At 43.6% G+C, this 15,123-nt stretch carries 15 protein-coding genes; 6 read left to right on the top strand and 9 right to left on the bottom strand.

The features are described from left to right. Window positions 1–2: 2 nt before the first annotated feature. From secD to queA, 4 genes are all read right to left on the bottom strand, one after another. Window positions 3–1,859: a protein translocase subunit SecD gene (secD, locus tag ATB74_RS19085; protein WP_081090147.1), complete on the bottom strand. Its 1,857-nt coding sequence runs from the start codon at window positions 1,857–1,859 to the stop codon at window positions 3–5. 20 nt (window positions 1,860–1,879) lie between these two features. Further along, entirely contained in the window at window positions 1,880–2,209 is a 330-nt protein-coding gene (gene yajC / locus ATB74_RS19080; protein ID WP_010440492.1) for a preprotein translocase subunit YajC, read from the bottom strand. 111 nt (window positions 2,210–2,320) lie between these two features. After that, window positions 2,321–3,457 (bottom strand): tRNA guanosine(34) transglycosylase Tgt, encoded by a 1,137-nt coding sequence (tgt, locus tag ATB74_RS19075; protein WP_061019456.1) that lies wholly within the window; start codon window positions 3,455–3,457, stop codon window positions 2,321–2,323. A 194-nt stretch (window positions 3,458–3,651) separates the two neighbouring features. Beyond that, complete coding sequence (queA, locus tag ATB74_RS19070) at window positions 3,652–4,704, bottom strand: tRNA preQ1(34) S-adenosylmethionine ribosyltransferase-isomerase QueA (protein ID WP_061019455.1); 1,053 nt, start codon at window positions 4,702–4,704, stop codon at window positions 3,652–3,654. 334 nt (window positions 4,705–5,038) lie between these two features. Here queA and ATB74_RS19065 point away from each other — a divergent pair, with 334 nt between their 5' ends. Next, complete coding sequence (locus ATB74_RS19065; protein ID WP_017070674.1) at window positions 5,039–5,485, top strand: CBS domain-containing protein; 447 nt, start codon at window positions 5,039–5,041, stop codon at window positions 5,483–5,485. A gap of 70 nt (window positions 5,486–5,555) precedes the next feature. Here ATB74_RS19065 and ATB74_RS19060 read toward each other — a convergent pair whose 3' ends face one another. Continuing rightward, window positions 5,556–6,461 (bottom strand): hydrogen peroxide-inducible genes activator, encoded by a 906-nt coding sequence (locus tag ATB74_RS19060; protein WP_061019454.1) that lies wholly within the window; start codon window positions 6,459–6,461, stop codon window positions 5,556–5,558. 210 nt (window positions 6,462–6,671) lie between these two features. Here ATB74_RS19060 and ATB74_RS19055 point away from each other — a divergent pair, with 210 nt between their 5' ends. The 4 genes from ATB74_RS19055 to ATB74_RS19040 all read left to right on the top strand — a co-directional run bounded on the left by ATB74_RS19055 (window position 6,672) and on the right by ATB74_RS19040 (window position 10,059). Further along, entirely contained in the window at window positions 6,672–7,280 is a 609-nt protein-coding gene (locus tag ATB74_RS19055) for a peroxiredoxin C (protein WP_004740353.1), read from the top strand. A 316-nt stretch (window positions 7,281–7,596) separates the two neighbouring features. Continuing rightward, the gene (locus ATB74_RS19050; protein WP_061019453.1) at window positions 7,597–8,340 is read left to right on the top strand and encodes a copper homeostasis protein CutC; all 744 of its coding nucleotides are present in this window, start codon (window positions 7,597–7,599) and stop codon (window positions 8,338–8,340) included. A 99-nt stretch (window positions 8,341–8,439) separates the two neighbouring features. Beyond that, a complete protein-coding gene (locus ATB74_RS19045) occupies window positions 8,440–9,369 on the top strand; it encodes a LysR family transcriptional regulator (protein WP_061019452.1) in 930 nt (309 codons plus the stop codon). Window positions 9,370–9,501: 132 nt separating this feature from the next. Further along, window positions 9,502–10,059 (top strand): porin family protein, encoded by a 558-nt coding sequence (locus ATB74_RS19040; protein ID WP_061019451.1) that lies wholly within the window; start codon window positions 9,502–9,504, stop codon window positions 10,057–10,059. A 78-nt stretch (window positions 10,060–10,137) separates the two neighbouring features. Here ATB74_RS19040 and ATB74_RS19035 read toward each other — a convergent pair whose 3' ends face one another. Continuing rightward, a complete protein-coding gene (locus ATB74_RS19035) occupies window positions 10,138–10,833 on the bottom strand; it encodes a hypothetical protein (protein WP_061019450.1) in 696 nt (231 codons plus the stop codon). A gap of 385 nt (window positions 10,834–11,218) precedes the next feature. Between ATB74_RS19035 and ATB74_RS19030 the strand changes: the two genes are divergently transcribed. Next, a complete protein-coding gene (locus ATB74_RS19030; protein WP_061019518.1) occupies window positions 11,219–11,710 on the top strand; it encodes a hypothetical protein in 492 nt (163 codons plus the stop codon). An 8-nt stretch (window positions 11,711–11,718) separates the two neighbouring features. On the opposite strand, the gene phoU is transcribed toward ATB74_RS19030, so the two are convergent. From phoU to pstA, 3 genes are all read right to left on the bottom strand, one after another. Then, on the bottom strand, window positions 11,719–12,417 hold the full coding sequence (phoU, locus tag ATB74_RS19025) for a phosphate signaling complex protein PhoU (RefSeq protein ID WP_009848270.1): 699 nt from the start codon (window positions 12,415–12,417) through the stop codon (window positions 11,719–11,721). 74 nt (window positions 12,418–12,491) lie between these two features. Next, window positions 12,492–13,310, bottom strand: a complete 819-nt coding sequence (pstB, locus tag ATB74_RS19020; protein WP_060983284.1) for a phosphate ABC transporter ATP-binding protein PstB — start codon at window positions 13,308–13,310, stop codon at window positions 12,492–12,494. Then, window positions 13,311–15,020: a phosphate ABC transporter permease PstA gene (pstA, locus tag ATB74_RS19015; protein ID WP_061019449.1), complete on the bottom strand. Its 1,710-nt coding sequence runs from the start codon at window positions 15,018–15,020 to the stop codon at window positions 13,311–13,313. It lies immediately after the preceding gene. Window positions 15,021–15,123: the final 103 nt, after the last annotated feature.

Genomic DNA, 15,123 nt, shown 5'->3' with positions numbered 1-15,123 from the left:
CCTTAGATCGACAGTTTTTTAACGCGTTTGCCGCCATACATCAGGTTCACGATACAACGTGTTCCGACAATAGCTGTAAACATTGAAGTCAAGATACCGATAGACAGCGTTACCGCGAAGCCTTTGATAGCACCAGTACCCACAGCAAATAGAATGATTGCTGTTAGTAGTGTGGTGATGTTGGCATCGGCGATTGTGCTGAATGCGTTCGCGTAACCTTGGTGAATCGCTTGTTGTGGACTGCGTCCATCTCGAAGTTCTTCACGTATACGCTCAAAGATAAGAACGTTGGCATCAACTGCCATACCGACCGTTAATACGATACCGGCAATACCTGGCAGGGTCATGGTAGCCCCCGGAATCATCGACATAACACCGATAATCAACACCAAGTTAGCCATTAGCGCAACGTTCGCAATCAAACCGAAAGTACGGTAGTAAAGCAGAGTAAACAACATTACTGCAGCCATACCCCAAACCATCGCCATGATACCCATATCGATGTTTTGTTGCCCCATAGATGGACCAATCGTACGTTCTTCTACAATCGAGATAGGCGCAATCAATGCACCCGCACGTAGTAGAAGTGCCAAGTTATGAGCTTCAGCCGTTGAGTCGATACCTGTAATACGGAAGTTACGACCTAGCGCAGATTGAATCGTCGCTTGGTTAATTACTTCTTCGTGCTTACTTAAGATAACTCGACCTTCCGGTGTTTTACGACCGCTGTCTTTGTACTCTGCAAATACCGTTGCCATTAGCTTACCGATATTCTGACGAGAGAATGCAGACATCTTGCTACCACCTTCGCTGTCTAGCGAGATGTTAACTTGAGGACGACCATATTCATCAACACTTGAGCTTGCATCAGTAATACTGGAACCGCCTAGAATAACGCGTTTCTTAAGTACCACAGGGCGACCATCACGATCTTGCTTGATTTCGCTACCCGCAGGGGCACGACCAGAAGCGGCAGCGGCTAAGTCAGCACTGCTATCCACTTCACGGAACTCAAGCGTCGCAGTCGCACCAAGGATTTCTTTAGCGCGAGCCGTGTCTTGAACACCAGGCAATTCCACTACGATACGGCTAGAACCTTGACGTTGAACCAAAGGTTCAGCAACACCAAGTTCGTTTACACGGTTACGTAGAATAGTAATGTTTTGCTCAACCGCGTAGTTACGGATTTCTTGAAGACGAGCCTCTGTAAAGCTTGCAACCAAAGAGAAGCGACCGTTAGATTCAGAATCTACGAACGTCATATCTTGGTGCTTAGATTGCAGTAGCGATTTCGCTTCAGCAAGCTGCTCTTCGTTACGTAGGATCACTTCAACCGCATCTTTACCAGATGGGCGAATCGCACGGTAACGGATTTTCTCTTCACGAAGTTCACTACGGAATGCTTCTTCTTGTTGACCGACCAGCTTTTGCATCGCAGCGTCCATATCCACTTCCATTAAGAAGTGAACACCACCACGCAGGTCAAGACCAAGTTTCATTGGCGCTGCGCCAATAGATTCAAGCCAATCAGGAGTTGAAGCCGCTAGGTTTAAAGCAACGATAACGTCATCACCTAGTGCTTCTGTGATGATATCACGGGCACTAATTTGCGTATCTGTGTCGTTAAAGCGAACAAGAATGGAACCGTTTTCGAGAGCAACGGATTTAGTAGAAAGGTTTTCTGCTTCAAGAGCATTGGTGACAGCATCCAGCGTAGACATATCTACAGAGGCGCCGCGCGCCCCTGTAACTTGAACTGCCGGATCTTCACCGTATATATTTGGAAGTGCGTACAACGCAGCGATAGCGATGGCAAACACCACCATCAAATACTTCCATAACGGGTAACGGTTTAGCACAGCGAGGATCCTCTAGCTGTTTATAGAGATTTCAGAGTACCTTTTGGTAGCACTGCTGTAACGAAGTCTTTCTTGATAACTACTTCGTTGTTTGCATTCAGTTCGATAGCAACGTAGTCGCTGTCTTCAGCAATCTTAGTGATCTTGCCGATTAGGCCGCCGCTTGTAAGAACTTCATCGCCTTTGCCCATAGAAGACATAAGGTTCTTGTGCTCTTTAACACGCTTAGCTTGTGGACGGTAGATCATGAAGTAGAAGATCACAGCGAACATACCTAGCATGATAAGCATTTCGAAACCGCCGCCTGCTGGTGCACCTTCTGCTGCTGCATGAGCTTGAGAAATAAACATTTAAAACATCCTCTATTTATATTTTCGTAATTGTTTGTCTAATTGGGTCGCATCCCTTTATTTTCAAGCCCCATCACTCGGAAGAGAGATAGGGCTCGCAAAAAAGAAATACTAAGATTCTTTACCTAGTGGTGGCACTTCACGCCCCATTCTTGCGTAGAACTCTGCAACGAACTCTTCAAAGCGGTCTTCATCGATAGACTGACGAATGTCTGACATTACTCGTTGGTAGAAACGCAGGTTATGAATCGTGTTCAGTCGAGCACCTAGGATTTCGTTACAACGATCCAAATGGTGTAAGTACGACTTGCTGTAGTTCTTACAAGTGTAACAGTCACACTCTGAATCTAGTGGTGTTGTATCGGTTTTATGCTTCGCATTACGGATCTTGATCACACCTTCAGTCACAAACAGGTGGCCGTTGCGTGCATTTCGCGTTGGCATTACACAGTCAAACATGTCGATACCACGACGAACACCTTCAACTAGGTCTTCTGGTTTGCCTACGCCCATTAGGTAACGTGGCTTATCTTCAGGCAGTTGAGGACATGTGTGCTCAAGAATGCGGTGCATATCTTCTTTTGGCTCGCCTACTGCTAGGCCGCCAACTGCATAACCGTCAAAACCAATTTCAGTTAGGCCTTTAACAGATACATCACGAAGGTCTTCGTACACACCACCTTGAACGATGCCGAATAGTGAGTTCAGATTTTCAAGCTTGTCGAAGTGGTTGCGTGAACGCTCAGCCCAACGAAGAGACATCTCCATTGAGTCTTTTGCTTCTTTGTGTGTCGCTGGGTAAGGCGTACACTCATCGAAGATCATTACAATGTCTGAACCTAAGTCTTTTTGGATTTCCATAGACTTCTCAGCGTCCATGAAGATCTTGTCACCGTTTACAGGGTTACGGAAGTGAACACCCTCTTCAGTGATCTTACGCATTGCACCTAGGCTGAACACTTGGAAGCCGCCTGAATCAGTCAGGATAGGACCGTGCCAGTTCATGAAATCATGCAAGTCGCCGTGCATTTTCATGATTTCTTGACCAGGACGTAGCCATAGATGGAATGTGTTACCTAATAGAATTTCAGCGCCTGTGTCTTTCACTTCTTCAGGTGTCATACCTTTCACAGTACCGTAAGTACCTACAGGCATGAATGCTGGGGTTTCAACGGTACCGCGTTCAAACTGAAGTTGACCACGACGTGCGCCGCTATTAGTTTTTTTAAGTTCGTATTTTAATTTCACGAAGCCTCCAATATGCCAGAGAAACAATCTGACTGTTAATTCAGAACCTTAAGCCAAACAAAAGTTCAGTCTAGTGGGTTCTATGAGGAGCGGTCGCGTATTCCTTGCGAGAGATTAGACAGACACCCTGCCCGACTCCTAGCTTACTGCTAGCACCCGTAAATTCTGTTTATATCGTTTATAACTAGCTTAAATTAGCTCGTTTTCTTATTGATGAACATGGCATCGCCGTAGCTGAAGAAACGATATTCGCTCTTCACCGCGTGATCGTATGCGCCCATCACATGGTCGTAGCCAGCAAATGCACTTACCAACATAATCAGCGTTGATTCTGGCAAGTGGAAATTGGTAATCAAGCAATCCACCAACTGGTACTCATAACCAGGGAAGATGAAAATTTCTGTATCACCAAAGAAAGGAACTAACTCAGTGCCGTTTTTCAGTGCATCTTGAGCCGCACTTTCGAGTGAACGTACAGATGTTGTGCCGACAGCGATAATACGGCCGCCACGAGCTTTTGCTGCAGCTACAGCGTCAACCACTTCTTGCGGTACTTCAACGTACTCAGCATGCATGTGGTGATCATTGATATTATCGACTTTTACTGGCTGGAACGTGCCAGCACCAACGTGAAGTGTCACGTAAGCAAACTCGACACCTTTCTCTTTCATACCAGCCATTAGCTTGTCATCAAAGTGAAGACCTGCTGTTGGCGCTGCAACCGCACCCGGCTTTTCATTATAGACAGTTTGGTAGCGCTCTTTATCTGCATCTTCATCAGGACGATCGATGTAAGGAGGCAGTGGCATGTGACCAACACTGTTAAGAATCTCTAAAACGCTTTGATCAGATGTGAAATGGATTTCAAATAACGCATCGTGACGCGCCACCATTTCAGCTTCATACTCATCGTTCTCACCAAGGAACAACTTGGTGCCCGGCTTCGGTGATTTAGAACAACGAACATGCGCAAGAATGCTTTTCTCATCAAGCATACGTTCAACCAACACTTCAAGCTTACCGCCTGATGCCTTGCGACCAAATACACGAGCAGGAATTACTCGAGTGTTATTGAAAACGACAAGATCGCCTGGCTCAACTAAGTCTAAAACGTCTTTAAACGAACCATCATCTAGGTTACCGCTATTGCCATCTAATTTAAGCAGGCGGCTTGCTGTACGCTCCTCTTGAGGGTAGCGAGCAATGAGTTCATCTGGTAGGTCAAAGTGAAAATCTGAAACTTGCATGTGTCTAGTCTTGTCTTAGTTGATGAGATTTGTGCCATTAACGAATTATAAATCGTAGTTGATGAACAATGGTTACGGTAAGTCAATCATTACCGGAAACACATCGCAAACACGACTAAAAATTTCGCAGTGGGCTAGTATAGGCACACGAGCCGCAATAGCAAGGTTTACAGCAATGGATTATTGTAAAGAGGCGTAAAATAATGCTACTGATTCACCTCCTTAAACTAAAAAATTAGTTGCATAAAACTCACTCAAAAATGCGTCAGATCTCAGTTATTTTTGGGATAAAAAACTATAGTAATAGTAACAAATAAAAAAGAAGGAGGTTCGTATGATCAAGGTTGAAGATATGATGACTCGCAACCCTCATACTCTATTGCGCTCACACTCACTGGCCGATGCTAAGCACATGATGGAAGCACTTGATATCCGCCATATTCCTGTCGTTGATTCCGACAGAAAGCTACTCGGTGTTGTCACACAACGAGACGTTCTAGCCGCTCAAGAATCCAGCCTACAAAACATCCCACAAGCTCAATCTTTTACTCTTGCCACCCCCCTCAACGACATCATGCACAAAAGTGTTATGTCAGTAGAACCTCGTGCAGGATTGAAAGAGTCAGCTATCTATATGCAGAAACACAAAGTGGGCTGTTTACCTGTCGTAGAAAACCATGAACTAGTGGGGATTATTACAGACAGCGATTTCGTCACGATAGCGATCAATTTGTTAGAGCTACAAGAAGAAGTCGAGCCAGAAGAAGCAGAAGTAGAGTAACGCTCGGAAGTGACATAAAGAAGAGCGGCTAATTAAGCCGCTCGAAGGTTTTTTTTGTCGATACGGACTATTATAAAAGTTCAGAAACCACATCCGCTAACTGATGAAATGTCTCACGACGTGAAGAGCTTGGTCGCCACACCAGACCAATGTCTCGGTACGCCTGTTGACCTGGAGGATCGATCACCACGAGATTCTGGTTTTGCAGCAAACCATGGTCGATCGCCATCTGAGGAATAAAGGTAGTACCTAGCCCGTTTGCCACCATTTGAACCAATGTATGGAGACTTGTCGCTGTGAATGGGTTTATCTTCTCTTTATCTGTTAATTTACAAGCTGACACCGCGTGCTCGGTTAAACAATGCTCGTTCTCCAACAAAAATACAGACTCATCTGGCAAGTCATCATATTTAATCGGGACCCGAATACCATCGGCTTGAGTTCGACTGATCACCATTCTGAAGGGATCTTGCCCGACAACTTTGCTTTCCATATTGTCGATATCGACAGGCAAGGCCAAAATCAGTACATCTAACTCACCATGACGTAGTGCAGCCAACAGATTGGTTGTCGTGTCTTCACGTAACAGTAAATTCAACTGTGGAAAGCGCTGGTTCGCTTCTTGTACCAAATCGCACAAAAGGAACGGTGCAATGGTAGGAATACACCCTACTCGCAGCTGCCCTTGCATCGCATCTCCGTTACATAGGTTGCCGAGTTCGACAAGATCTTGCCCTTTCGCCAATAGCTCTCGTCCATGCTTGACCACCAGATCACCCGCTTGCGTGAAGACCAATGGACTCTTTTTATCTTTCTTCTCATAAAGAGGACAACCAATGAGTTCCTCGAGGTTTTGAATGCCCTTACTGAGCGTAGATTGGCTGACGAAGCAGCGATCAGCGGCATCACTGAAATGACGAGTTTCGTGAAGAGTAACAAGATAGTGAAGTTGCTTAAGACTTGGCCATTTATTCATGAAATTACTTTGTAATATGAGTAGGATAAGTTACGTAAAGGTCATGAGACCTAAGAACAGGACAAAGAATAAGCTTATCGCTTTTTTCGATTAACTTAATCTATTTAATTCGCTTTTTTCTATAGTACCGATTGTACTATAGTTTGTCGCGTAGAAACGGAGCCCAAACAAAGATGTGTTGGGCCAACTAATTTTTTAGGAGATTCCAAAATGGTACTAGTAGGTCGTCAAGCCCCTGACTTTACTGCAGCAGCTGTTCTAGGTAACGGTGAGATCGTTGATAACTTCAACTTCGCAGAATTCACTAAAGGTAAGAAAGCTGTAGTTTTCTTCTACCCACTAGACTTCACTTTCGTTTGTCCTTCAGAGCTAATCGCTTTCGACAACCGTCTTGAAGATTTCCAAGCCAAAGGCGTTGAAGTAATCGGTGTTTCTATCGATTCTCAATTCTCTCACAACGCATGGCGTAACACTGCTATCGCTGATGGCGGTATCGGTCAAGTTAAATACCCTCTAGTTGCTGACGTTAAGCACGAGATCTGCAAAGCATACGATGTTGAGCACCCAGAAGCAGGCGTTGCTTTCCGTGGTTCTTTCCTAATCGATGCTGACGGTCTTGTACGTCACCAAGTAGTTAACGATCTTCCACTAGGTCGTAACATCGACGAAATGCTACGCATGGTAGATGCACTAAACTTCCACGAGAAGAACGGTGAAGTTTGTCCTGCACAATGGGAAGAAGGTAAATCAGGTATGGACGCATCTCCAAAAGGTGTCGCAGCATTCCTATCTGAGCACGCTGACGACCTAAGCAAGTAATTACCTCTTAAGCCCGAACTCAACGCGGGTTAATGGTTGGAAGACTCTCTATAAAGAGACATAAAGCATAAGCTAATAGCGCAAAGCGCACCGCCAATCAGTTAAGAAGTAAAGTCTTATTCAAAGCCCGAAGTTCACGCTTCGGGCTTTTTACATCTATCGCTTCAATAATGATTTATTCCACGCTCATATCCACTATGAATAGGGGTAACCGCAAAGCCAAACTTTACCTCTATTTTCCTCTATCTCTACCTATTCAGAATCATCCCAAGATTGCTATGATTTCCTCAGTCTCAATTTGAACGAGTAAAATAGCATGAACATCGAAATTGAAGTTTGTATCGATAACCTAGAATCCCTACACAATGCCCTAGCAGGCGGAGCTAATCGTATTGAGCTCTGCTCTTCACTAGCACTTGGTGGGTTAACCCCGAGCTTCGGAATGATGAAGCAAGCGGCAAGAATCTCGTCCGTTCCGGTCTACGCGATGATACGCCCAAGGCAGGGTGACTTCATATTCGATGATGACGATATGCTCTGTATGCTTGAAGATATTGAAGCTTGTGCTAGTGCAGGATTGGATGGAGTCGTACTTGGTGTGTTAGCGCCTAACGGAAATATTGATATGCCAAAAATGCAACAACTGGCTGACAAAGCGCACTCGTTAAATCTTGGGATTACGTTCCACAGAGCCATTGATCAAAGCGCTGACTTCCAAGCAGCATTAGAGCAGGTCATCACTCTTGGATGCGAAAGAATCCTGACATCAGGGCTTGCTGTTAATGCTGAGCAAGGCATCAATGTGTTGTCAGCAATGGTAAAACAAGCCAATGGCAGAATCGATATAATGGCAGGGGCTGGCGTCAACGCAACGAATGCCAAAACGATTCAAAGCACCACTCAAGTGCCTGCACTTCATCTTTCTGGAAAATCGACAAGAGCAAGCCGAATGGAAAACAACTCAAGTGCTCAAATGGGCAGTGATGATATTGATGATTATCAGATCCCCGTGACAGATGCGAGTAAGATATCCGATGTAAGAGCCTCTCTCACCGCTTAGGGTAACAGTCGCTCACACAAATCTAGAGAACCTCGCTGACTAATCTAACTGACTGACGTATATTAGATTTAATAGCGCAGAAATTTTTCATGGATAGATATGGCTAAAGACTTATTCAACTCTCTTGATTTAAACTTGTTACGAACATTTCTGATTGTTTATCAAGAAAAAAACACCAGAAAGGCTGCGGAGCGACTCTTTGTTTCACAGCCTGCAGTTAGTCAAGCTTTGCAGAAGCTGCGTCATCACTTTTCGGATGACTTATTTGTTAAAGTCCACGGAGGTTTGCAAGCCACAGCATTTAGCGAACAGCTAGCAAATGAAATCACACCTCATTTAGATGGTTTGAAAACGGCGATTAACTCTTCAAATACTTTTGACCCTAAAGAAATCGACTACTCAATAAAAATCGCGCTTTCCCCTGTCGTACTTTCATGTTTGTCGGGGGCTCTTTACAAAATCATCAAGCAACAGGCGCCTAACTGCGAGCTAGAGCTAACGAGCTGGACGACATCCTCAGCTGAAGACATACAAAAAGAAAAGATCTTTTTAGGCGTTGCTTATCAACTCTCTGATGTTTCAAAAGAAATTCATATTCAAAAGCTCATTGATATTGATGGGCGGCTATTTGTAAGAAAAGATCATCCAATAAGAAAATCAATTGTCACCCCACAAGATTTGGCAGGCTATGAGATTGCATCACTAATATCACCAGGTTGGAACGATAACTTTAGTCAAGCTTCACGAATATTAGAAACCCACTCGATTCCTCATCGCGTTGGATTCCGTTCTGAAATGGTATTAGCTCTTGTAGATGTTCTGCTTAACTCTGATATGTACATGCCACATTCCACCCTCTTTCCTATCCACAACTATCCCAACCTGAGATCCATTGATGTAGACATCGCGAGCGAACTAAAAACGGTGGGAGTGTATAGCCATATCCATATAAAGAATCGTAATAACCCTCTTCATATGTGGCTCTACGATGTCGTTCAGCATGCACTAAATGAACAAATCAATAAGTAATACTTATTAAAACTATATAAAATACTACTTCACCTAAAAATAAAACACTGTTTAATATCCATTCCATCGACACGGAGTCCATCAATTAAGCCATAGTAAGGATGCTCAATATTAAAGTTTATTGAGAGTGTTATGAAATTACTTAAAACAGTTACTACAATCATCGCCTTATCTACAGCAACTGCAGCTTACGCAAATACCGACTATTCAGGCCACCGCATCGGAATGGGCTTTGTTTCTAGCGAAGTCGATCACCTAGATTCAGACTACACCAAAAGTGACTTAGGCAATGGCCTTAAGTTCGAATACGGCTATGATATCAACCGAATGTTTGGTGTGAACGTTGCAATGGACACCAGCAAAGATGATGAGAGTTACCACGGGTATGGTTACGATTCTAAAGTATCGACATTTAAAATTGACTCAGATATTGGTTACGCATTTCTATTAGATGGGTTTAACATCAAACCTTACGGTGCTATTGGTATTGCACGTGTCGAGGAGAAGCTACCTTTAAAAGAGCCAGGAGATAGTATTAGTCTTAAAAATAAAGAAACATCACTCCTACTCGGCACTGGTGTAAGAGCAAACTTTGATTTCGGCCTATACACTGACCTGCGTTTCAATTTCATCATGATGGATGATTACGATATCGACCAGTTATCTTTCAGCGTGGGTTACAAGTTCTAACCTCTCTCGTAATCAGGTACGCTATTTTGCTCACAATTATTTCTTATTGTGAGCAAAATAATTAATACCATCTCTTTTCTAGTCTTCTGGACGCCAACTCAATGCACTCGCGATAGTACCAATAACTAGCGTATCTTTCTTATCATCATTAAGTTCAGGCATCATCTGTAAAGTTAGCATTCCATTCGTCTGAGCGGCTGCTACCTCTTGTGAAGCTTGTTTAAAGCTATACCCTAAAGGTTTTTCAACTGACATCAAAAGGTCTTTGCTTGAGTGGACAGTTTCTACATCATATTTATTCGACCCAATTCGTATGTAGCCAGCTTCTTTCTTCTCTAAACTAACTTTAATCATCCCAGATTGAGGCTCTAAGACGAACTCTCCTACTTTCTCATTCCTTTGGGTTACAGAGCAGCGATAAGGCTTATTGCCACCGAAATCAACACCCATATAGTTAACTGAAGTCCCACCGCCAGAACAAATTAAGTTCCACACCTGACCATTGTCGTTTCTAGTGATCTCAGCAGCAAGCTCTCCGTCTTTAAAAGAGACAGTATCAAACCATGTTGAGCTTGATGAGTTTCGACTGTATTTACCTTGATACATACCTGCAATATCAAACGTTCCTTCTTGTCCCAATCCCCAGAAGTCACCATCTGTTTTAATAATAAGTTGCGGTTGCTTACTAACCACTTCTGATTTGTCCATGATGGCAACGCTGCCGCACGCTGTTAACGTGAAAAGAGGGGTCAAAACTAAAAGAAACTTTTTCATACTGATATCTACCTGAAAAATAAATGTGGAGGATAAATTCAGCAAGAGAATAAATTAAAGATTAATCGGAATATAGTAAACACTAATGAGCCACATCAACATAATCGTCATTTTCATCATTACATCGGAACAAATACACTAAATAACATAAGGTTAAGTAGACGTTTATCTATCAAACTCATTTTGTAAGGCTACGTAAGACAAAGCACTCGCTAAGTAACGATAACAACTACTGATAAGTACACGTTATTACAGAGATAACCAATGCGAATTAGCCTGCCCTTTCAAAGTCCATATAATGATTACCGTTATCCAGTTTAATTCTCTGGGTTCATTCATGGATCGACCTAATGCTAAGGAGAGCAAAAATTACTTCGGTGGTACCATGAAACTAAAAACACTTCTTCTAACTTCGGCTTTATTCTCAACCTCTGCATTTTCAAGTGGTCTTCATTTATCCCCTGAACTAAAAATTGGTTCTTATCATGGCTTCGGGTTACAGGCGGGTATTACTGATGTGGCAAATTTAGGTGCCGTTTACCTAAGTTACTCTCACCTTTGGTATGACAGCGATCGATATGATGAAACTGTCGATGCATATCGTGTTGGTATCCAAAATATGTTTGGAAGAAACCAAAACCACGGCTTTCAGGCTGAGATAGGTGTGGCAAGTTATGATGGTACAAAAACGCGCTCAGGCGAAGTGGAAGAAAAGACAACACATGGGTTAAGCCTTGGCGGAGCCTACGTTTACCAAGCGACACCAATGCTTGGACTGCGTGCAGGTGTTGATATGAATATTTTTGATCACAATAAAACCTTTGTGCCTTACGACACGACGATCAATTTCAATCTTGGTGCAATTCTTAGCTTTTAAAGAGTCCCCTACTTCAGTGCGTCATCTAGGCTTTGATCCCCTAAATGGCGTACATCTTTCCCTTTCACAAAGTAAATAATGTATTCACAGATATTCTGGCAACGATCCCCCACTCGCTCAATCGCACGAGCCGACCACATCACCTGTAAAATATTTGGGATGTTCTTAGGATCTTCCATCATATAAGTCATTAACTGACGAATGACAGCCTCGTATTCCGCATCTAACTTATCATCAAGCTTATGAACTTCTGCTGCCGCATCGACATCCATACGAGCAAAAGCATCTAATACTTGGTGAAGCATGGTGATAGCCTGACGGCAAAGAGGCTCTAACGAAACATGGAACTTTTGTTCTTTGGTCGAAGGGATCTCAATCGCACCTTGAGCGATTTTAGAGGCAACATCGCCAATACGTTCTAGATCGGTAATCGTTTTGATGATCGCCATAATCAGACGCAAATCTTTCGCTGTCGGCTGACGCTTTGCAATGATTCGAGTACACGCCTCATCAATCGACACTTCCATCGCATTCACTTTATGGTCGTCACGAATCACTTTTTTAGCCAATTCAACATCGTCTTTATGAAGCGCCTGCATTGCAAACGAGAGTTGCTGCTCCACTAACCCACCCATGGTTAATACATGAGTACGGATCGACTCTAACTCGACATTGAATTGCCCTGAAATGTGGCGACCGAAATGCATACCTGCTCCTTGAAAGAAATGAAGAAAGCCATTTTTATAGAGTGACTTAGCTCTAGCTGACACCTCTATAGAGGTTAGCCATATCTACCAGTAATGTAGTCTTCCGTCTGATTTTTCAATGGAGACGTAAAAATTGAGTCCGTATCTGAGTACTCGATCAATTTTCCCATATGAATAAAGGCAGTATGATCACTCACACGCGCGGCTTGTTGCATGTTATGGGTAACAATCACCACTGTGTATTGTGTTTTGAGATCGTTAATCAGCTCTTCAATCGTCAAAGTAGAAATCGGATCGAGTGCAGATGTCGGTTCGTCCAACAAGAGTACTTCAGGCTCAATCGCGACCGCACGAGCAATAACCAAACGCTGCTGTTGACCGCCAGATAAACCAAAGGCGTTCTCATGCAGTCGATCTTTCACTTCATCCCATAGCGCTGCAGCACGAAGAGAGCGCTCAACCGCATCATCAAGGTCTCGGCTGTTGCTAACACCTTGCAGCCTCAAACCATAAACCACATTCTCATAGATAGATTTAGGAAAAGGGTTCGGGCGCTGGAATACCATACCAACACGACGCCGTAAGGTCGCAACATCCACCTCAGGATGATAGACATTCTTGCCATGAAGCTTCACTTTCCCAGAAACCTTACACCCCTCAACTAAGTCATTCATACGATTAATGCAGCGCAACAAGGTCGATTTACCACACCCTGATGGGCCAATAAAAGCCGTCACTTGCCCCTTCGGAATTTGCATTGAAATATCATCGAGTGCTTGGCTCTCTTTATAATAAAGATTCAGCCCCTCAATCGAGATAGCAACTTGCTCATCCTTCAGGTTATGAACATCTAGTGGTGCTTGGTAACCCAAGGTTTCATTAATCGAGAACATTTAATCTTGTCCTAAGGTTCGGTATTTTTCACGCAAGTTATTACGGATATTGATGGCTGTTAAATTCAATCCAACAATCACCGTAACCAATAAAAATGAAGTGGCATACACTAAAGGTCGTGCCGCTTCGATATTAGAGGTTTGAAACCCAACATCATAGATATGAAAGCCTAAATGCATGAACTTTCTGTCTAAATGTAGATATGGAAACTGACCATCTACTGGCAAGCTTGAAGCTAATTTCACAACACCCACCAGCATTAGTGGAGCCACTTCCCCTGCGGCTCTTGCGATTGCCAAAATTAAACCAGTGATAATTGCAGGACTTGCCATCGGTAAAACAATACGCCAAAGCGTCTCAAATTGAGTCGCACCTAGCGCTAATGAACCGTGCCTTACAGAGCTAGGAATCCGCGTTAGCCCCTCTTCGGTGGTTACAATAACTACTGGAAGCGTCAATACCGCTAAGGTTAGAGCAGACCATAATAGGCCTGGGGTACCAAATGTCGGAGCAGGTAATCGCTCAGCATAAAACAGCGTGTCAATCGAGCCGCCAATGGTATATACAAAAAAGCCTAAACCAAAAACGCCGTATACAATCGACGGGACACCCGCCAAGTTAATCACGGCAATACGAATCAAGCGCGTCAGGGCGTTGTTTTTTGCATATTCATGAAGATATATTGCAGCAACTACGCCAAGAGGCATCACTACGATCGACATAAGAATAACCAACAATACAGTGCCGAAAATCGCAGGAAACACACCGCCTTCAGAGTTTGAGTCTCGTGGATTCTCTGATAAGAATTTCCAAACTTGTTTACCCCAATGCCCTACCTTCTCAGGGTAAGACATCTCGTTGGGATACCAATAATCTAGAATATGACTGAGTGGTATTTCAACCTTTTCGCCCGTCATATCCTCCACAAGTAAACTTTCTACATTGAGCTGTGTTCTGAGATGCTCAAGCTTTACTTCTGCGTCATCTAACTGACGGTTTAATTCCAGTTTAGTTTGAGTATAGGTTTTAAGGTATTCATCACTCACTGACTCATTGAGTTCAAGCTTACGCCTTTCTAAACGCAAGTTTTCTAATTGCCAGCTGATATTACGGATTTCTTGATTCACCACACGTGATGTTTCTTCGCGTAACGTATCAGCGAATGCCAAGCCTTGTTCGAGCTTTTGATCAATGTTCGAATCGAATGTGCCAGAAGCGGTCTTAAAGCCCACCGGCTTACCAAAGAAATAACCACCACGACTTCGTTCAATCACAGCCCACTCAGACGGAGTTGTTGGTTCATGTAAGTTAACATCCAGAATCGAAACGAAGTCCGCAGGGTACAGCTCTCTGTTCGCGACTTTGATACTTAAGCGTTGTATTAAGCCCGTCGACAAATTTTGAGGAGACAATAGATCGTGTGCTTGTGGAACTTGCTCTATCGGGATGTATTTTCGTTCATATAACTGACCAATCAGCATACCTGGCTTTGATTCCGTTTCGTCAAGCTCTGCAACTAACGAAAGATCTTGGGAGTCGACTTGCCATTGGTATAAAGGAGCTGGCCAAAAATAGGTTAGGCCCTTCCAGCCAATCAACAGCATGAGACCAAGGACAGAAAGCATACTGATGCTCACCGCCCCACCCGTTAGCCATATCCACGGAGAGCCCGATCTGAACCAAAATATTAATGACTTAAATTTATTCATCACGATCTACCTTACTCTTGACGAGCGGACTCAAGGAACAGCAAATGCCACGAGGTAGGCTAGTCAAACAGCTAACAGTCATTGATGCATATTGAAGTACATC

The organism is Vibrio splendidus, from assembly GCF_001557875.1.
Taxonomy (GTDB): domain Bacteria; phylum Pseudomonadota; class Gammaproteobacteria; order Enterobacterales; family Vibrionaceae; genus Vibrio; species Vibrio splendidus_F.
The sequence above is the reverse complement of the archived record's forward strand: the minus strand, read 5'-3'. Positions and strand labels throughout refer to the sequence as shown.